Annotated in this window: 12 protein-coding genes; all 12 read right to left on the bottom strand. The window is 42.4% G+C overall.

Annotated elements, in window-relative coordinates; all coding sequences use genetic code 11:
* The 12 genes from ABR189_RS22570 to ABR189_RS22515 all read right to left on the bottom strand — a co-directional run bounded on the left by ABR189_RS22570 (nt 1) and on the right by ABR189_RS22515 (nt 20,346).
* The gene (locus ABR189_RS22570) at nt 1–4,512 is read right to left on the bottom strand and encodes a DUF6443 domain-containing protein (RefSeq protein WP_354662753.1); all 4,512 of its coding nucleotides are present in this window, start codon (nt 4,510–4,512) and stop codon (nt 1–3) included.
* Nucleotides 4,513–4,557: 45 nt separating this feature from the next.
* On the bottom strand, nt 4,558–8,514 hold the full coding sequence (locus tag ABR189_RS22565; RefSeq protein WP_354662752.1) for a hypothetical protein: 3,957 nt from the start codon (nt 8,512–8,514) through the stop codon (nt 4,558–4,560).
* Between the two features lie 70 nt (nt 8,515–8,584).
* Nucleotides 8,585–9,742 (bottom strand): hypothetical protein, encoded by a 1,158-nt coding sequence (locus ABR189_RS22560; protein WP_354662751.1) that lies wholly within the window; start codon nt 9,740–9,742, stop codon nt 8,585–8,587.
* A 1-nt stretch (nt 9,743) separates the two neighbouring features.
* Complete coding sequence (locus tag ABR189_RS22555) at nt 9,744–11,183, bottom strand: hypothetical protein (protein ID WP_354662750.1); 1,440 nt, start codon at nt 11,181–11,183, stop codon at nt 9,744–9,746.
* 13 nt (nt 11,184–11,196) lie between these two features.
* Nucleotides 11,197–12,387 carry a hypothetical protein gene (locus tag ABR189_RS22550; protein ID WP_354662749.1) on the bottom strand — a complete coding sequence of 397 codons (1,191 nt, stop codon included), beginning with the start codon at nt 12,385–12,387 and terminating at the stop codon, nt 11,197–11,199.
* A 20-nt stretch (nt 12,388–12,407) separates the two neighbouring features.
* Nucleotides 12,408–13,832 carry a coiled-coil domain-containing protein gene (locus ABR189_RS22545; RefSeq protein WP_354662748.1) on the bottom strand — a complete coding sequence of 475 codons (1,425 nt, stop codon included), beginning with the start codon at nt 13,830–13,832 and terminating at the stop codon, nt 12,408–12,410.
* A 174-nt stretch (nt 13,833–14,006) separates the two neighbouring features.
* On the bottom strand, nt 14,007–14,435 hold the full coding sequence (locus ABR189_RS22540) for a hypothetical protein (RefSeq protein ID WP_354662747.1): 429 nt from the start codon (nt 14,433–14,435) through the stop codon (nt 14,007–14,009).
* Nucleotides 14,436–14,709: 274 nt separating this feature from the next.
* Entirely contained in the window at nt 14,710–14,985 is a 276-nt protein-coding gene (locus ABR189_RS22535) for a hypothetical protein (protein WP_354662746.1), read from the bottom strand.
* Between the two features lie 129 nt (nt 14,986–15,114).
* A complete protein-coding gene (locus tag ABR189_RS22530; protein WP_354662745.1) occupies nt 15,115–17,958 on the bottom strand; it encodes an HD domain-containing protein in 2,844 nt (947 codons plus the stop codon).
* Between the two features lie 156 nt (nt 17,959–18,114).
* Nucleotides 18,115–18,912, bottom strand: a complete 798-nt coding sequence (locus ABR189_RS22525) for an SPASM domain-containing protein (RefSeq protein ID WP_354662744.1) — start codon at nt 18,910–18,912, stop codon at nt 18,115–18,117.
* Nucleotides 18,913–18,938: 26 nt separating this feature from the next.
* Nucleotides 18,939–19,517 carry a hypothetical protein gene (locus ABR189_RS22520; RefSeq protein ID WP_354662743.1) on the bottom strand — a complete coding sequence of 193 codons (579 nt, stop codon included), beginning with the start codon at nt 19,515–19,517 and terminating at the stop codon, nt 18,939–18,941.
* A gap of 7 nt (nt 19,518–19,524) precedes the next feature.
* Nucleotides 19,525–20,346, bottom strand: coding sequence for a hypothetical protein (locus tag ABR189_RS22515; protein ID WP_354662742.1), 822 nt, complete (start codon nt 20,344–20,346; stop codon nt 19,525–19,527).
* Nucleotides 20,347–20,562 lie beyond the last annotated feature (216 nt).

The raw sequence follows: 20,562 nt of genomic DNA, 5'->3' as shown, positions 1-20,562 counted from the left end.
TTATCTATTTTTAACGTACTTTCCAAATTTTAAGTATGATTGCATCATATAGAAAGATCGGTTCAAATTGTATGGAGATATAGGGTTTATTCGATTACCCAACAATGGACTTCCTATACCACCATACGCGTCCACAATATCCTGCTCCCGCCCTCTTATTGCTGGATAATTCTGTCTTCCTTTTACAAAAACATCCAGCTGTGGGCTTCCATAACCATACACCTTTCTCATCTCATGTCCTGCGAATCTCCTCATCATAATAGCGTAGGGATCTCCAAAACCGCTTGATCTGCCAGCATAAATCTGTCCCGTAACTGGATTTTTCAGAGTGTAAGTTACATAAACTCTTTGAGTAGCATCCTGCACTGCTGCAGCTGCAAGTATACCAACTCCAATAGCATCACCGATTAAACTAGGTCCATCTGCAGAAGCTGCTGCTATTGCCGCAGGTATTGCCGTCTCAAATGGACTTTTCTCTTCTTTTCCATAGCCATTAAGCGCTACATCAGCATCAAATGCAGCTTTGGAAATATCCACCCGCTGAAACGTTCCAGAAATGGCAAATCCACTTTCATTTGATTTGGTTACAATATTTCCATCCTCCCCAAAATATCCTCCTACAATGAAGGAATAATTTCTTCCATTGTCATATACAGGGGAGCTAATCAGTGTGCCTCCGGAATTAGCAACAGAACTATAAAAGAATGGTACGTCCATCCCTGCCTGCCAATATCCGCCGCCACCGGAAGCCCATAATACATCAATTAGTGCCTGAACCTGCGCCATTGATATTGCCCCGGTAGGATCATTATAATAAGCAGGGTTATTCTGGCCATAACTAAATGGGCTAAATGCATGGTTTTGAGCAGCTGCAATATCATGCCCTCTAAAACGTCCAATCTGAGGGTCATAAGTCCGTAGTGGTGTATTGTAAATATTCAGTTCAAAATCACTTTCAAATTCAGAGGCACCATTGAACCTATACTTATTTTGCAGCTTACCGGGCGCATCATAACTGATACCAGACAATGCAACTCCATATGGGTAATAGTGCGTTTCTTCTAATATCGGCCCACTTACATGCTCCACCACCAGGTTATCAAAAAACATATCCTGTTGTGTTTCATTGCTGGTATATACATATAAGAAACCGCTGCTGGCTATCTTCATTTTATCTTTAGCCAGCGTTTGTAATTGATCAGGCTCACCTTGTACCTGCTTTACACCACTATTTTCTTCTACCAGGTTAAATTGTTCATCAAACAGTACATAATTCAGGTAAGCCTTAGGCTTATTGGAATTGTACTGAGATGGTTCTCTTTCTTTTAAACGCTGGTATTGATTATTGTAAAAATTGTTATCAAACGGCCCTTGCAAAGCTTCTTGCGAAACATTGTGCAAATCTCCTACTTCCGGATTAGCATTAAATGTCCGTGCCAGGGCTTCTATCATATCTTCTACCGGAGCCAGCGTTTTTTTCTCCTGAGGACCGTTAGATTTAAAGAAAGCGCTAACGCCTATCTGCACACTATCCCCTGCCATTACTTTGAGCACTAAAGATGGCCCGATCTTTTTCCCGCTATTTTCCGCGTTGAGTTTCGCCACATAGGCATTTGTTCCTGAAGTGCTTTGGGGATAACCCGCAGGCTTGGCTATTCTGGTTTCTGTAATATTGCTAAACAAAGCGTTTTCCGTAGCACTTCTTTCCTGCTCCATAGTAGCAGCATACATACTAAAATCCACCTGATCCGTAAGCACCATTCTTGTATTCTGCTGATGATCCTGTATAAAATAGTCATAAGCATAATCAATTGGTTCTCCCGCCTTATATATAGCTCTGATTCGGCCTTTTTCATGAACTGCAAATTGTAGGCTGTCATTCAGATACACCACTCCGTTCAGATAATGGTACACCCTCTCTGGCTGTCCATTTTCCTGTACTACCTTTTTCAGCTTATAGCCTTCGGCATCATAGAAATACCGGATGGTTCCTTTTCCGGTTACCGTTATCTGTTCCGGCTGATTAAGATAATTATAGGTGATCTCTGCAATATTCTTATTAAGATCTTTGGTAAGATTGCCATTCGCATCATACCAATAATCCTGTGTTTCATTATTCACTACTTCCTTAAAGTCGCCTAATGTGCTTTGGGCATCATTTTTCTTATCTGTTACATAACTCAGCAAATTACTCTGGGGCGTGTAACCGTATTTCAAGCTATCCACTATCTGTGTAACACCACCTTTCAGTCCTCTTTGGGTCATGGATAAGATGTTGCCATTCCCATCATACTTCAGGTTACTGACAGTAAAATCGGCTCTATCCTTCGTCCAGTTCGTTGACCCTGTATTTTGTTGAGAAAAATCTGCAATGCTCAACTGGTTTAATTTATCATAGATAAATCCATAGGCCCTGGCTGTTTTATCATTTGCACCTTTCCACTTTACACCAGCAGGGACTCCATTATACCTGGGGATATTAAAACCGGCATCATAACTGAGATCTAATCCAAACTTATTAGTAGTATTATTAGCCTGGGCAACGTAGTCTTTATTGATGCTCTTCAGCCATCCGCGGATATTATAGTCATAAGAAAGCTCTTCCAGGCTGGTGCCATCCGTTTTAACACCTATCTTCTCCAGCTTAGGATTTCCCAGCTCGGCATACTCCTGCTGAACGATAGTACGGTCCAGTGAAGCGTTATCATTCAGTCTTTTCTTTACTGTTTTTACTCTTCCTGCATGATCATAAAAATAAATCGCCTGCATCCTTAAACTGGCAGATACCGCAGATCCAGGGTTTTTATGATGTTGGTAAGAGCCTAACAGTTGGTTATTAAAATCATATAAATTAGTTGCAATATCTTCTCCTCCCGTCAGATTATCTGTGAGGGTTTGTACATTTCTCCCTTTGGTATCATACTTTAAGGTAGCTGTCAGCCATTGGTCACTTCCCAATACCCGCGTTCTGGTTCCCGTTACCAATCCTTTTGTAAGTAAACTGGCGGCCAAAGGGTCTCCATTCACATTATTTGCTGCCTGAAGTTTAGCTGTATAACTATTATCAAATCCTTTGGCTCCTGCAAAGGTATAATCATCATAATAAGTATACACCAAGGGCTCATAGCCTGTTATTCCTGGCAAAACATTAGTAATGATTATTTCCTCGGTACCTAAATTAAAATTAGGATCAATTTCTGCCAGAAAATCTGCATTGGTTTCGCTTTCAAAACCTGGGTTAAAAGAAATACTTTCACCTGCCCTATAGGAGGCCTTTCCAGTTTCCCTGTTAGCGATGAGCAATTCTTTGATCCCTGGAATAGTTTGTGTAATCTTAGTATTCGCAGCAACGGCATTGTTCATAGACAACTGAAGCTGTTCACGAGTAGCTGCCGTAGGATACAAAGCTGTCATTACCTTCCGGTTCAAGCCATCATAAAAATTGACGATCCATTTACCCTGAGTCCTCAGGTTACCATCTCTATGGAAAACTACTCTATCAACCCCATCATACACCTTTTCAACAGCGCCTATCCCAGGCTCTTCTTCTCTGATCACCCGTTTTCTTTCATCATAGCTATATCTGTAACACAGATTTTTCATGATGTTACCCGTATTCAATTTCCAATCCGAGATTATACTTTCCACTGCCAAAGGAGGAATCACTACCCGTAACCTATTCAGTTCATCGTATACGAAATAAGTATTTGACCAACCCATATGTCCGGAAGTAGCCGATGCAGCCTGCTGCTTTCTTGATAGTACCGTTCTTCCCTGTATATCTATATAGTTCACGGACCGTCCGCCATCTTCATCCACCTCTTCTTTTACAAACAATTCCCCAGCAGCATAAATACCCTCATTAATGGGAATATCATCTATTGAAAAGCCAATACTCCATCTCCTCACGGAATCACTCAGCACATTAGCGCGCTCAAAATAATTGACAGCTCTGCCTGCACCAGCCCAGCTATTACCTGGCGCCGCCACCTTCCTTACACTATTTAAAGGAGAACCGTCAAACTCCACTTTCCCATAAAATATTTGCTCTCCACTGTTAATACCACTGTTAAATTGAATGGTGTTAGCAAAGGGGTTCTGTTTTAACTTACCATCATTAAAATTGCCTGTTGATGCTACATAAGGCAAATACTTGATACTTTCGCGGTTAAACTGGTCATACAACGTCATTGTAACCAGGTCTTTCTTCAATGGGGATATTTGTTTTGCCACCACCTGAAACTCCCTGTTACTTCCATCCTGATATTTTGTTACCACGGTAGCATTCTCTATTGGAGTGGCAGTAGTAATGGTACTTGCATCTGTTACCCCTTTTCTTAAGTTATAAACTCTCTGATAGCTTCCCTTGATCACAGCAGGATAACTACCAGGAACTGGTAGTACTGTAGGAGTCCCAGGTGTAGTATTAACAGGATAGTTTTGCGACCATACCATTAATGGTATATTTATCAGGAATGTTGCAAACAACAATGCATTTAAAAACTTTTTCATAAACAAGTTTGATCTGATAATCAATTTATTATATCAGAGGGATTATTATTCGTTAGTACATGGGATTGGACTTGTACCTACCTCTCTATGTTCAATGGTTTGCGAACCATCCGAAAATTTATATACATAGAAGCAATAGTATCCCCCATTATCCGGAAGGGGTTTTGACCAGGTATATACTTTTATGCCTGTTTCACATACCCCATTCACGATCTTCTTATTCTCCCCAATGCATAAATCAGGACAAAACTCACGGTCTATACCACCTGAAATCCATATTTTCAATCCATAAGACGGGTCATTTGTATTTACATTCATTTGCTCTATTTCTACCTCACCCGTATTATTCCCATCTGTCCCATGTTTACATCTCTTATTGCCGGTGTTTGCCCAGATGGGGAATACTCCGCACCAGCGTGATTTTCCTACTACCACCCATCTTGTCGACATATAAGTGGTACTATTGAAATTGATATCTGTCTGCTGGGCTTCTACCATTCCTGTATTACCCATTGCATTCTGCTGACATCTCTTTTCTCCTGTAAAGTCCCATATGGCATTAGTATGCGAGATCTCATTATATCCGTACTCGCTTTTCTGTACAATCTGCTTTTCACTATTTCTGATAGCAATAAGCCTGTTTAATTTATCATAGTCATAGTATGTTAGGCGGTTGGCCTGGTCACATTCACTGGTAACTCCCACAAAAGGATTGTAAGTATTAGTAGTCATTGTAGCAGTTGCAGGATATAGCCGCAGTTCATCAATCACTCCACTTCCCCCTATTGTTACTAAAGCCTTTCCTGTTATAGTATATTCATAATAGGTCCATCCACGTACTATATTAGTTTCAGATTTAGTCCTTACTGCTCCCGCCACATCCGGGGTACCCGTTTTGGCCCAGAATGATATGATATAATTATTAGTAGCTGTGAGGTCTGATTTCTTAATGCTTCCATTACTCAAATTATAAACGGCACCACCTGTAATAGCATTAGCATCTGCTACAGTTGCGCCGCTATATTCCCAATTGCCCTTCTCACTATTCTCAAAGCTGGAATAAGCAATCTCGGCATAGGATGCATTTTCAACAGTCGCAACCGCAGTACTTCTGTCAGCGCCAGGGATCACTGCATTTTTCTGGCCACCCTGATTCTGAGTTTGTAAAACATTTCCTTTGCTATCATAGCGGTCAAAAACAAAATTCAGCTTGAACAAGTTGGGAGTTCTGTTTAATGTGGCTGGATTAAAATTACCGGCAACAGCTACAGGAGCAGGCATTTCTCCGTTAAACGCATACTTTTTAAATGGTACAATCACATTATTTGCCAATTGCGTAAATTCTGTAATCTCTCCTCCTATCATTCTTGGATTTGTATCACCCGTGATCCATTCCTCGCTTGAGACCAGACCATTTATACCCAGATCTTTCAATATTTTGAGGGGCCCGCTTGTTAGATTATAGTCGCTTATATAATATAATCTGCGTTCTATTTTAAGCCCCTTCTGGCGATCCAAAACATTAATTATTTTACTGGGATTATAATTTGACTGATTATATTCATAAGCTGTTTCTTCCGTCACAAGTGATGCGTTTTCAAAAAAGGTGGTATCCGCACTTTTCGTTAATTCAGTGCGTCCCGTTAATGGTTGGTACCACTGATAAAAAAACCTGGAGACTCCTCCTTTTATGCTTTCCAGACCAATTTTTAAAGAGGTAGTCTGCTGACTGGTATTTTGCGCCTGAATAATAGTAAAAGTGTTTGTAGTAGACTTTTTCAACCTACCCTGCGCATCATATATGCTTATTTTTTTTGGTAGTCCTAATCCCCAATCCGCCTTTTGAATAGGCGCAAAAGGGTATTGCAAAAGTTTAGGGTTCAGGCCTATGTCCCTGAAATCCGAAAATTCATAAACCGTTTTACCAATGTTATCACTGGCGGTACCTTCTATCACCTCTACTCTGCTATAACCTACCGGGTTTCCAAATGTATAGTTCAGGTTATTTAATGCTTCACTACCAATAACAGTATATGTTTCCTTATTATTAGAAGCGTCAACCGCTACATATGAATAATCATACTTCGGCATGAATGCCATATAGCCGGAAGAGGTATTACCATCAGCCGCCACATATCTGTACTCTTTAGTAATTTTTGGGGTACCTATACCGGCATCTTCTGTTATCCGTTTTATTCTTAATCCACCACCAATTACCTTCGCACCGGTTACAATATTATTAGTCCAATCTAAACTTATTCTTACATCAACATTGGCGCTACAGGTTCCGGTTTTTTTTATATTCAGCAAGTAAGTCCCATTGGGCAAAGCCAGTTCCCAAAAAAACTGTCCTACCAGATACATGTAATTCAGACTTATATCCCTGGATGCCACTATTTGTCCGGATCCATTCTTCAGCTCCAATGTATAGTTGCAGCCTGTCAGCTCACCTGTGCTATAAACATTACTTCTATCTACACTTACTGTTATCACATGATTACTGGCATAGTATTGTGATAAAAACACATTACTATTGACGGGACTGGCTGACCAAAAATAAGTGTTCATGCTACTGCTTTCCAGCTGAATCCTGTCATTTGATTCAAACTCATACTCCGTGGTTCCCCCTGCCGGGTTGGTTACCTTTTTCAGCACCCCTGCCAGTACATGTGTACTACTTGGGCTTCTATCTGCCCCTCCGGTAAACAGTCCGGCATTAGGTATTGCCATGCTGTTTATTTTCCCATTATAGAACCCCCAATGGTCTCTGGAATAAAGACCAGGTTTATCATCGTACCTTTCTCTCTTAGGTAAAAAATAGGCTGTATTATACTCAAACTCATATGGGACATCCAAGCCAGCTGCTGTTTGTTTTATAACTCTTCTCAGAAAAACTCTCACCTCATTACTCCCGCGATCCCCACCACCTAGTGAATCTAATTCAAACTCATAGTTAGGAATAAGCCGGCTACCATCTGAATAAGAATAATCGAGTCTATAGCCATAGGCCAAATTGTTTTTATCAAATACTTTTACAGATTGCAAGATGGAATCTTCCAGGCTGTTTTTATCGTATCTGTTTTTATAACCAAATTGGATTTTTTGGTCATAAGGCAAGTTGATCTGAGTTATTCTTTTCAGATAACTTGTTTGCTCAACATTATTAAAGTTTGATGCCACTACAGCATGCCCTCTTGTGATGATAGTGCTGGGTATGGTTGCGGTAGATACTGAGGTAATGGACCGGTATTGAAAAGTAATACTATCTGTTTTAAATGGAGCAATGATCTTAGATAAATGCCACGCTACACCATAAGGTTTATCATTAAGCATCGTTTCGGTTCCGATGATAATAGCTCTGACCTTGGCACTTGTGATATCATTAAATAAATATGTTGTACCATCTTCTCCTATTATCCTGAATCCGGCCAAAGTAGTATGTGCGCTTAGTGTAGGATTATAAACAGGTTCAATTCTTAATTTTGTATGTTGTGTTGTAATAATTTCTCCATTCTTTGCAATGATAAAATTTCCGCTCCTACCATTTATATTATAAGTAAATAAATCCGCTTCCACATCCAAACTGTCATTATAAGCTCTCCTGGCTAAAGTATCATGGATGGATCCGGCAAACAATGGCGCATACTTAAATCCTATTCCCGGGTAATCATCTGGTAGCCCTCTCAAATTCCTGGTAACTATACCTCCAGTATTTAATCCCCATCCAATGCCAACCTCCGAGGCTTCTTCTTCTACTTTAATCCCTCCCGAAAAATAGCTTAAGGACAAGTCTAATGTTAATCCACTTCCCTTATAATTAAACAATGGAAAATTTATATCCGGTAATCCGGTAAAAAGATCAACTTTAGTTTGAGATTCCCGTTGAGCAGCCACAAGCCCTGCACTACTTGGCGCGTCAGCAACATTGGGTTTTATTTGCGAATAAGCAAGGGGTATAAATGTAGTAAGCCCTATAATAAAACTTGCTAAAACCTTCTTCATATTATTAGTTTAATACTATCTAACAAAACAACCATCTTCAGAAATTTTCCCCAGAAGATGTTATGCGTCTTTACTTCAGCTGCTTTTTCAATGTCTCAATAATCTTCTCCTGTTGTTCCATCTGGGTTTTCATCTCTATCATATACAGCGTCAGCTCCTCTACCTTCTGCAACAGTTTCTTATTCATTTCTCCCAGGTCAATCCCTTCAGCCGCTACTTCTTTGGCAGAAGGCATATCAGGTAAATGCTGGTGTTGTTTTATATGGGCAGCTACTTCCTGCAGGGAGGGTAATTGATATTCCGGCGCAAATACATAATCAGGCCAGGCCGTTTTTATTTTCACTTTAACGCGTTCTGCAATCATGCTACCACCTACAGCCAGTTTATAGCCTTTGGTATCCGTAACGCCAATACCCACATTACCGGCCACAAACCCATTGCCACTGATGCGAAAAGAAGCAGTCTGGTCTTCAGTTTCCTGGTTTTTTAAGAAATTGGCGCCATCTTCTAAAGCGGTAGCATCAAAGATAGTAGCAGAGGCAATCTGCCAGGTCAATGATGCAGCTGGTGCTGCACCCGTAACAAATACGTATCCTCCTGTACTTACTGTACCTCCATTACCAAACTGCAGTACATAGGCATAATCTTCCCATTTGCCGGTACCTTCATTGCTGGTCAGCCAGTGACGGGTTCCACCTGTTCCCATGGAGTTGGTAGCAGCATTCAGGGTATATCCCACTGGCAGCTTGGCTCTGAACAGGTGTACAAATGTACCATTCAACTTTCCGGGAAAATCTTGCCGGATACCCCCAAAATTAGTGCTGCTGGCCCCAGTTGTTTTTACTTCCAGGTAATAACCGGAAGCATTCGGTATATCCGTACCTCCTACTCTCGTCACAGTTATCGTACCATCACTTACATTGGTATATAGGCGGATCGTGTTGGTACCTGTTGCAAATTCTTCATCCATGAATAAGTTCTTTCCTGCCCTAAGCCCCATCCAGATAGGGTTAAAAGATCCCCTGTCTGTGCTGGTAGCAGGCATCGCCAATACCAGTCTTTTGTTCAGTAATAAAGTACCTGTATTAGCGGTACCATTTACATCCAGATTATAGGCTGGACTGTTTGTACCTATCCCCACATTCCCTGTAGCAGGAAAGGTATTCTGTGCCATCAGTACATTGGCTGATAATAAGAGTCCGGTTATGCTAATAATGATTGCTTTCATGTTATTTATTTTTTAATGCTTCTACTTCTTTTTTCAGGTCAATAATATATAAGGTCAGCTCTTCTACTTTCTGCAACAATTTCCGGTTCATTTCTCCCAGGTCAATCCCTTCCGCGGCTACTTCTTTGGCCGAGGGCATATCTGGTAAATGCTGGTATTGTTTTATATGTGCTTCTACTTCCTGCAGGGAGGGTAAAGTATATTCCGGTGCAAATACATAATCGGGCCAGGCCGTTTTCAATTTCACTTTAATCTTCTCGGCTATCATGCTACCGCCTACAGCCAGTTTATATCCTTTGGTATCCGTAACGCCAATACCCACGTTACCGGCGATAAAGCCATTACCAGTGATGCGGAAGGAAGCTACCTGGTCTTCGGTAGCCTGATTCCTGATCAAATCTTTGGCATGGAGACTGTCCAGCATATCTGCATTTACCCGGCTGCCTTCCCCGTCATTTAAGTGAGTAACATCAAATACGGTGGAGGAAGCCAATTGCCATACCAATGGATTACCAGCGGTAGGGGTAGGTCCACCATCAATAAAAATATATCCTGCAGTACTGATAGTTCCACCATTGCCATATTGGATCACATAAGCATAGTCTTCCCATTTGCCGGTACCTGTATTATTAGTTAACCAATACTTAGTTCCTCCTGTACCTATTACATTACTATTAGAAGTAAGCACATAACCCACTGGCAACTTCGCACGCATTACATGCACATAAGTGCCATTGGCACGGCCAGTAAAGTTTTGACGAAATCCGCCAAAAGCAGGTGACGAGTTACCGATATGTTTAAGCTCAAGATAGTATCCGGAATTATTGGGTAGCCCTGCATCTGTCAACCGGGTAATGGTAACGCTTCCGTTTTCAGAAAGTGTATAGGGAATAATACCATTTGTGTTGCTGGCAAACTGTTCGTCTACAAATAGTTTTCTTCCACTGCGCACTGCCAGCCATATTGGATTAAAAGGCCCTCGCTCTGTATTGGTAGATGGCATTGCCAATACCAGATTTTTATTAAGCGATAAAGTATTCGCATTAGCGGTACCATTCACATCCAGGTTATAGGCAGGGGTTGTAGTACCTATTCCTATGCTGCCACTTTCATTTTCCACCAAAAGCCTGCGCCAGCCTTCCCAGGCAGGAGAAAGTCCGGAACGAACGTAGATCTGGTTATTGCTGGCAAATGCCAGCTCATGTGCTTTTCCGCCACTGTTATCCCCCCAAGGACGTATTCCCATAAGCACTACAAAACTTGGATTTATACCAGGAATCTGCAGGCTATCTGTTCTTTTAAAGTTCAGCAACAAATTCCGGTTATAGGTATCAGGTGTAGTGCCGGTGGTCCGGGTATCTGCAATACTCAGTGAGTTTTGCGCATAGGTATCGCTTATACACAACAGCAAACTGCTGCAAAAGATTACAAACTGTTTCATCAATTAATTTCTATTATGGTTTCTCGTTGTGCTGCTCCAGCGCAGCAATTCTTTTTTCCTGTTGAATGATATACAGGGTTAACTCTTCTATTTTTTGCAACAATTTCCGGTTCATTTCTCCCAGGTCAATCCCTTCCGCGGCTACTTCTTTGGCCGAGGGCATATCCGGCAGATGCTGGTGTTGTTGAATGTGCGCTACTACTTCCTGCAGGGAGGGTAATTGATATTCCGGTGCAAATACATAATCGGGCCAGGCTGTTTTCACTTTCACTTTGATCTTCTCGGCTATCATGCTACCTGCTACAGCCAACTTGTAGCCTTTGGTATCATTGGTGCCAATACCCACATTGCCGTTCAGGGCACCTTTACCGCCAGCCAGTACTACATCTCCATTCGTTTTAAACAGCAACGGAGCAACATATCCGCCACCTTTTCTGGGAGCATAAAACTCCATGGTGGCCCCTGTCACATCTTCACTAAAAAAACCATCTTTCCGGCAGGACATTATCCACCCTGTTGGTCTGCCAGCTCCCACAGTGGTCATTGATTTTAGTGAAAACTGTATATCGCTGTATACAAGGCTGTCTCCATCGCTGATGATGTTAATACCATCGCGGGTACTACCTGCATCGATCGTTAATTTATTGACCGGGCTGGTTGTCCCGATACCGATTCTACCTGCAGCTGTCCACGTACCATTTGCCGGCATTAACACGGTGCCGTTAAAACGATTTTTATAAGGCACCAGTAAGATGGAGGTTGCATCAACCGCCAGCGCTTCATCCTCCGTGGTCCATCCCTCAAAGTTGGCAGGGGTTTCGGCGCTTAATGCCTTGGCAAAGGCCCTTACATTAAACCGGGTAAAATTGGCTTTATCTTCGATAAAGATGACCACTTTCCCACCTTCATTGGCCATATAAACCGGTGGCGTGATATTGCCAAAAGAAGATACTGCTGCATTGATAATATTGCCATTATAAATATAGTAGACAATCGTAAGCCCTATGGGAGAGCTATTGCTATAGCTATATCCTTCAATAGTGATGGTAGGCATCTGGCTGGAATTGGTAAAGGGCAGGTTGGTTTTGATCTTGATGCCATTTACCGGAACAGCATTCAGGTTGTAACTAAGCACCTGATAATTTTGTGCGTGGGCACCCATGGTGATCCCACACAGGGCTAACAATAGTAAAATTCCTTTCATCTTTATAGGTTATCGGTTAATTAAAAATTATATCCCAGCCTGAATTTAATCGGATCGGTACGGGGGATATGCTGATTGTATAAAAAGTCATATAGCAGGACCATCGTGCCTTTCATTTTGGCATTGATCTTATATTTTTTGCTGATACCGAGGAGGGCGCTACCTGTCCAGTTCTGATAATTTTTCAGCTGGCTTACATCCGCAAAGGGTGTGTTGTAGTTTTGTTCAAAGCCACCGTTGACAAAAAAGGTGCCCTTCAGTTTCCAGTCGATGAAGCTGCGCAGCCCCACTCCCTGGCTGTTAAAGCGGATATTATCAAATCCGGTTCCCATACCCAGTTTGTAGGCTGCTCCCAGGCCTGCACTACCATTCTTGTGAAACTTATACCCTACCTGTCCCGCGATATCCGTAGTAGTAGGAAAGAAGCGGCTGCTCCGTTGAAATTGCAGGTTACCACCAAATTCCAGTCGTTGTAACAGGCTTTTGGTTTTCATTTCATTGGGCTTAAAGTCTGGCATTTCGGCTGCGTTGTCCAGGTCGGGAAACTGTTTTTTCAGCTGATCCATCTGGCTGCGGGCGGCCTCCATTTGCTGACTTATGGCAGCACGGGCATCCGGGCCACCACCGCCTATACGCTGCTGGATCAGCTGCTCTACCTGTGCGCGGGTTTGCAGTCCTTCCAGGCTTTGGGAAGCGGCGCTCCCGGCATTTTGCAGGTTAAACAAACCTGCCAGCCGGGAATTCTTCTGCATAAAATCATTGAACGCAGGTACCTTATGCAGGATTTCCATTGCTTTGGCTTCTGCCTTTTTCCGGTCTTTAAACACGGCCTTATATTCATTCAGCTGCTGTGCGTAGTAATAAGCCTCCTTATTTAATTTTTGCAGGTCTTTGGTGAAGCCTGCATATCCGGCCAGTTGGGCTTTCAGCTGCTGGCGCCGTTCGCGGATATAAGCCTTTATCTGTTCGGCCTGTTGTATTTTAGCTTGCAGCTGCTGCACACTTTGCAGGGAGCCGTTCAGCTTATCTTTAGCCCCTTTTGTTTTATCCAGTAATGACTTTGATTCTTTGAGAAAGCCCAGGGATTGCTGTAACGTGTCGAGGTAGCCGGAATAATTGCCCTGCAGGGCCTGCTCGTACTTACCTGTTTTTTGTCGCAGTTTGGCTTTCAGATTACCCAGAGAATCTACTGAGCGGGTAAAAATGTTGTTGGCTGCCAGCGAGTCCACTTTCGACAGGCGCCGCTTCATTTGCTGCTCCTGACGCAGAAATCTGCTTAACGCTTTTTCTGTGCGCCTGGTAATTTGCTGTTCATATTTTTTGGACTTTGCCTGTACCTGCGAATAATATTTATCAGGTACCTGCTGCAGTTTGGCCAGCGCACTATCCTGTGCATCACAACATAGGTATAACAACAGGCATATAGATATAAGTAAAGCTCTCATATAGGTTAACTAAAAAGGCATAGGTAATTCAGGCCTCAAAATAATGCGTTTTTTTACGGCTGAACAAATTCAGGAAAATATATTTATTAGAGATATAAGTAAATTAATGCATAGGAATAATAGCCTGGGAGAAAATGGGGCAGTAACATTTTCATTGGCGATATGCCCCACCTCTCAGTAGAACTGTATCTTTCTGATCCACCTTAAACTGTCGGGAAAAGGAAGTTTAAATTCTTTAAAGTCCTCAGGTGTGATAATTATTTCACTATTTTCAGGATTCTCTTTTTCATATGCAATAGGAAAATGCATCCCTACTAGTGTATCCGCCTGGGAAAATCTGATCCGTTTCGCCATCTTGCAATTAAATATCTCTCCATCCACTTCAAACCAATAGCAGATGTATATTGCTGGATTCCTTGAAATCTTATCAGCACCAGCTACGGTGCCCATTGTGATAATGCGGGTCCTCATCAGGCGGTCCCAGTCCATGATACTATTTACACATGACCTTATTACAATAACCAGAAAAATGCTGGTAAGAAAATAATGCGCATTCTCAGCCATCCACTTGAGAATACGGTTTGTTTTTAAATTTCGCTCCATTTACTATTACTTCATTTGTTCTTTGAGTGTAGTTATTTCTTCTTGCTGCTTTGGGCAACAACAGCAGGCGTAGCGGGCAACAAAATGGCGCATAATAATGCGGCTTTCAAAGTGTTCATTTCTGTTATTTTTTATATAGGGAAACAATAAAATAAGCCGCTAAAATAAAACTTTTTCAGGTAGGATGTATTATCGGGGGTCGTTGTCATAAGCAAACGTCTATGCCGGTACGTATACCAACACAGGCGTTTGGGTATAATATGCTGTTATTTTCCTAGATCTTCTCAAATCCCAGTGCCATTACCATAAACCATTCCCCATCCAGCTGTAATACATCACCGGGGGAGATGGAACGGGTACCTCCCATTATCCGGGCGGCAGGGGTCACCAGCGGATGGCGGATCCAGGGCTCATCCCCGTTCTGGCCTATATCCAAGGCTGTCTTTAGCTCATGCGTAGCTATATCAGCAATAAATTCCAGGGCTTCAATTTTTACGTCAGCAGGCATAGCCGTTTGTGTGTAGTCCGGGTTGAAGAATACTTTTACCATATCCATTGTTTTAGGTGCCACTATACTATCACTTCCAAAACACATGCCAGCTATCGCTATCTCACTATAGTAAATGCCGGGGCAGCTCATCCGGGGCTTTCCGGGTATCCCTGGGAATAGTATTACACGTTATACTGCCTCTATTGCTTTTGCCTCATACTTTTTCATATACCGGGCTAGCTCTTTAAATGCCAGGGGAAATTTTTTCTTCCTATCTTCTAATGCAAAAGGAATAACGGGGTCATCACCCAGGTATTTTTCGAGGATGGCATTGAGGGTTGGGTCGCTGACCATCTGGTCTTGCGGAATGGTGTATTCCCTAATAAAATACAGCTCGCTACCATATTTATCCAGAAAGCCAGGTGTGACGATACTTGTGCCCTGAAACCTTCTTCTATGACAGTGCCATCCCGTATCCCCGTATTTATCAAATCTGAAATATTTTGAACCAAAGCGCCACGCTTCCTCCTTTCTGTTAAAAGTCTGCATTTTAGATTCATGATAATAAATACATACTTCACCTGTTTCATACACCCCTTCTAAAATTTTGTATCTATCATTTCCAAAAAACCTACCCTTTTCATCTTTCTTCATGTCAGATATAAGTACTTTTTTTTCTAATTCCAGTGCTATATCTTCTTCCAAAATCGATTCACTAGCAATCTCAATAACTTCCAATGGTCCTATTTTTAAGGCAGTATGCACTGCATTAATAAGCCAGCCTTTGGCTGTAAGTAAAATGTAATTTAATCTCCTGGCATTAATATTACCCTCCGGCTTGAATCCCGGATATCTTAATTGCTGAATGCCAAAAGATACTTGTTCGTCTGTCATAACACGCATCATTGTGCACATCAGGGCATAAGCCAGAAAGTCTTTGCAAATATCTTCCCATAAAGCCTGACTAAAAGGGAATTCTCCAGCAATACTATTTCTACTTAATGATAGTGGTAATAAAGCGTTAGGATCAAATATACTGATACTGGGAGTTCTAAACGCCCCTCTATCTTTAGAGTCGTTATCGTATTCTAAATCGCTCTCCGTTTTTAAGGGCACTATAAACCCATTACAGGTCAAATAATAACTATCAAATCTTTCATAGGTCCACAATACTCTACTAAATCCTGGAGCTGCCAACTCATTCCAGCATACAGACACCACTTCATCTAAATTAGGCGTATGTATACTTTCGTTATCACATTCATCACCCAGATAATAATAATCTACACGGGGAGTAGATAAAGTATACCATTCATTCCACTCAAGATCATATGGTGGGTTTGAATTTGCTGACATATCAAAAAAGCGTAGCTTTTCTTGCTTAATTTTTATGCGGATGATGGTTCCTTCTGCAATATTAGCATCTTTTATCACATTGATCTGGGCAGCATTCAAACTGGCAGTAAAGCGGTATCCGGTAGCTGCCCCTATAGGTCTGGTACTCACTTCAATATCCTGCCCAATCAGGTAAGCCGCTAATACCCCTACTCCAAATCTCCCGTTTCTGGTAACAGTACAATCTCCTTTTTCATCTATAAAATCCATCTGCCAGGAAGGATTGGTTCTTAAGCTGGCTCCACAGGTCAGGAAATAATCTTGGATCACGGTCAAGGGCATCCCTATTCCATTATCTGTAATTGTAAAATAATGCTCCTCACCTTCTTTGGTGATTTCTACCTTTACTGCTGGTATGTAGGTATCATGCCCATTCCTGATTTCAATAGCCGTTCTTTCATTACAGGCATCTATGGCATTATGCAACAGTTCTCTCACCCCGTAGGTAGGGTTATCTCCATACAGGGGCGCCATCATCAATGGCATCATGTGCTCATTCGCTTTAAAAGCAAAATGATCCGCTACATATTCCTGCTGATGTATAAATGTAGCTTCTTCCAGGTTGCTGGTAATGCGCCGGTATTTTATAGCAGGTTTTTTCTTACTATTGCCATACAGTTCTCCCAGCACAGCCCAGGAAATATCAAATTCGGCCTGTATGCTGGCCAGCAAGCCTTTTAGCTTAAGATACATCATACTATCCTTTGGAAACGCTTGTACAATAATGCGTTCCGGATCTTCCGTATATTCCAGGTTTACACTTTCAACAGCCAGGTGTGCTGCATGTTCCATTTCGGATACCGGGCTACAAAGTGTTCTTAGTTTTAGCAACACTTTGCTGGTTCTATGCTGGTCTATTTGTAAATAGTCGGCTATTCTTAGCACTACCATCAAAAAAACCGCATGGATACCATGTGTTAAAATCTTATTGGTTCTTCCATATGCCTGTTCTATATAATCACTGCATTTCCGGATGTTCATCCCATGGCTCCTGGCTATCAGCCCAATCACATCTCTTTGTTTTTCATCCAGGCCTTTGGCAAAAGGGATGGGAGCCCCCTTTCCCGGAAACCCTTTCAGGGCTATTTCATGTGCCAGGCGGGGATGGTGCCTGCGTATAAATTCTCCTATCAGCTTACGGTGGTTGCCATTCAGTTGTTCGGGATTTTCTAATGGAGGCTCCGCTATCATTACGGTAGTATCTCCAAATATGGCTTTCCGTTGTTTGTCATCAAATCTTTTCGCTTCGCACAAATAGTTTTCCCACAATACCGCCCAGGTATCTTTATCCAGATCTGTTTTACGCACGTCGTCAAAACCGCCTTTTATCACTGCATTTAAACCCTCCGGCGAAAGATGCATCGCAATATCATGCAGTATTACCGCCAGCAGGTAACTGCTTACGTCTACATCCGTCAAAATTGTATTAAAGGTAGCACTGGGTATAAGATGGTTAGAAGCGGCTATTACATTTTCAATATGCCGGATACCGTGATCCGTGTACTCCTCAAAAAAATACAGTTTATTATCCTGCAGGATCTCACCCAAAGTAGAGAGTACCTCGTATACTACGCCTGCATACTGCTGATTATTATCTATTTTCTTTTGAAAACGCGGAGGTAGCTTGATGTTGGCCATCAGATTAGTTTTTAATGGTAGTGTTCTGTTGGTTGTAAAAGCGCGCCTAAGATAAGATGCTTATCATTATAAAAGGTTAACAATAAGTTAATTTGGGCATCTATTTTTATACACAGCTATTCACACACGTGAATGCAATAGCCCTTTTTGCCCGCTTCACACCTGTACCAGTTGCTCCTCCCGGGTATATTTCTGTTGTTCTTTTTCCAGTACCTGCAAGAGCAGTTCGTGTGGTGTATAATGCACAGCAAACTCATCAAAGGGCGCGTTGGATAGCTTAAAAATAAGCTGCTGCATAATATTGCCGGTGATGAAGATGCTACATGCCGGGGCGCTGGCTTTCACATCACGGCACAGCTGTTTCATCACGTCATAGTCATGCTCGCGGGAGTGCTGGTGCAGTACAATAAAATCGGGCTGGAAAGATGCGATATTGCGGGTGATGATATCCGGGCTGGCAGAAATGGTGGTGGTGATGCCCAGTGCATGCAGGTAGTTGGCGCAGGTTATTTCCTCTTCCGGCTCCCGCATGCACAGGATGCCCCGGAGGTTCCTCGGAGGTAGTTGATTACAAATAAAAAAGAGACGGCGGAGGACCAGGGTGCGCAGGCTTGCAGCCAGCTCTTCCAGCGACATTTGCCAGGTGATGAACAGGTCAAACAGTGCTGCTGGAAAGTCCAGCTGGTAGTCATTACGCAGGTCGTTGCCATGAATGATGATCACACTTTCCGGGGAGTGTTGCCGGGCATATGCCGCCATGCGGTATACGGTGGCTTTGCTGTAGGCATCGTCCCGCATGATTTCCAGGAAGATGATTTCAAAGCCGGTGGAGTGGATATAACTTTTCACTTCATGCTCCCAGCCGGTGATATAAGAAGTGTGCGGATGGCGGTTTTTCAGATATTCTACATACGGATTGTTGTACAATCCATCCGCATAATACAATCCCATCATGCTTTTAAGCTTTTTAGATATGGTGTTCAATTACTGTTTACTTTGTTGCGGATCCCGCTGCATAGTTGTTGTATATCCATTTCTATTCCCTCCCGCAGTTGCTGTTGCCAGCCAGTTATCTGCATAAAGCTCTCTTGTATATGATACGTTTCAATTCCTTCTATCGGCGACAGTAAATGTTGAATGATATGTAACAATGCCCCTTTCACCTGGTGGGCTTTATGACTTGTATAGTATGTTTTATCCAGGTCGTATCTGGTATCTGCATATTTTGTGATCAGTATTTTGCGGATCTCCAGGAGTTGCTGCGTTCTTTCTTCCGGGAAGCGGAGGTGATAGGTAGCTGCAATATTCCTGAGCTGGTCTTTCGCATATTGTACTGCCCAGAGAAATTCTCTGGCACTTAACCGGTATTGGTGGATGGTATCTGTATCAAGGTCAAACAGCCAGGCAATTACCTTGTTCACTTCCCTGCTTTCCTGTTCCAGCCGGCTCTTTAATTTTTCAATGGTCACCGCCTGTTTCCTGGTAGTCCAGGCTACCAGCACAGCTGTGATGAGGGTGGTAATAGTACCCAGCAGGGCTACAATAATGGTGGTTTCCATATTCATATCAATGCTGCGGATCTTCGATGATATCCAGCTTATATTTTTTACTTTCTTCTTTCAGGATAAGCAGTAATAATTCCAGCGGCATGGGAGCCGGGTCCATGAGATGATCATAGGTATCGGGATCAACAGGCTGTATTACGGCGTATCTATCCTGGTATTCAATATCACAGCTCACCAGTACCAGGCATTGGGGCAATGCTGTTTTGGTATAGGCGGCCAGTTGTCTTTCCTGTTCATGTGCAGTGCCTTTGGTATCACAATGCATAAACAGAAAATCGGGTTGTATCGCTGCAATTTCTGTAGCTATTTTTTGCAGGTTATTACAGCGGATGATGTTAAAGCCCGCTGCACGGAGATAGTTGTAGGTAAGCGCCGATACACCCGGATGCCGCATACACAGTATCCCGCTGATATTACACGGTTCCTTATTATTGCTCACAAAAGACAGTCTGCGCAGGATCAATGTTTGCATGGTTTCTTCCAGGTCTATCACGCCAAACTTGTTGGTAAAAGAAAAATCATAGCTACCCAGGGGCAAGTTGAGCGGTGCGCTGTATAGTGGGATCATCTTGCTGCGGTGAACGATGATCACCGTTTCCGGTGTATGCTCCCTTACCTGTTCTGCCACTTGTGCTATCAGGTTTACGCTTTCTACATGTTCTGATTTCAACTCCAGGAGAATGATGTCGTATGCCGTCAGTTCCAGATACCGTTGCAGTTCTGCTTCATCGGTAGCCACGTGCGAAGTATCAGGGTATCGGTGCAGGGCATAGTTGATATAGGGATTATCAAATAGTGTGGTGGAATAGTATAGTCCTAACATATAAAAGCAACATTTTTGGCGTCTGTTTTAATAGCTGTTATGCATTCACTTTACTATCGGGGTAATGCTATCAGGGTTTGCTCTCTTGTTCTCTCAGGTTTGGTTTTCCGGCAGTATTTGAAACTGTCCGTCGCAAATGTAGGGGTCTTATTGTTCCGGTTTGTTAATCCCAGGTTAATGATAACAGATTTCTGAACCATTGGTTCACTGCGATGT

The organism is Chitinophaga sp. H8, from assembly GCF_040567655.1.
GTDB classification, from domain to species: Bacteria; Bacteroidota; Bacteroidia; order Chitinophagales; family Chitinophagaceae; genus Chitinophaga; species Chitinophaga defluvii.
Note: the sequence above shows the minus strand (reverse complement) of the source record. Positions and strands in the feature narration are given on the sequence as shown.

Excerpts from the sequence above, each read along its gene's own strand:
- ABR189_RS22570 (WP_354662753.1), bottom strand. The coding sequence starts at position 4,512 with ATGAAAAAGTTTTTAAATGCATTGTTGTTTGCAACATTCCTGATAAAT.
- ABR189_RS22565 (WP_354662752.1), bottom strand. The coding sequence starts at position 8,514 with ATGAAGAAGGTTTTAGCAAGTTTTATTATAGGGCTTACTACATTTATA.
- ABR189_RS22560 (WP_354662751.1), bottom strand. The coding sequence starts at position 9,742 with ATGAAAGCAATCATTATTAGCATAACCGGACTCTTATTATCAGCCAAT.
- ABR189_RS22555 (WP_354662750.1), bottom strand. The coding sequence starts at position 11,183 with ATGAAACAGTTTGTAATCTTTTGCAGCAGTTTGCTGTTGTGTATAAGC.
- ABR189_RS22550 (WP_354662749.1), bottom strand. The coding sequence starts at position 12,387 with ATGAAAGGAATTTTACTATTGTTAGCCCTGTGTGGGATCACCATGGGT.
- ABR189_RS22545 (WP_354662748.1), bottom strand. The coding sequence starts at position 13,832 with ATGAGAGCTTTACTTATATCTATATGCCTGTTGTTATACCTATGTTGT.
- ABR189_RS22540 (WP_354662747.1), bottom strand. The coding sequence starts at position 14,435 with ATGGAGCGAAATTTAAAAACAAACCGTATTCTCAAGTGGATGGCTGAG.
- ABR189_RS22535 (WP_354662746.1), bottom strand. The coding sequence starts at position 14,985 with ATGGTAAAAGTATTCTTCAACCCGGACTACACACAAACGGCTATGCCT.
- ABR189_RS22530 (WP_354662745.1), bottom strand. The coding sequence starts at position 17,958 with ATGGCCAACATCAAGCTACCTCCGCGTTTTCAAAAGAAAATAGATAAT.
- ABR189_RS22525 (WP_354662744.1), bottom strand. The coding sequence starts at position 18,912 with ATGATGGGATTGTATTATGCGGATGGATTGTACAACAATCCGTATGTA.
- ABR189_RS22520 (WP_354662743.1), bottom strand. The coding sequence starts at position 19,517 with ATGGAAACCACCATTATTGTAGCCCTGCTGGGTACTATTACCACCCTC.
- ABR189_RS22515 (WP_354662742.1), bottom strand. The coding sequence starts at position 20,346 with ATGTTAGGACTATACTATTCCACCACACTATTTGATAATCCCTATATC.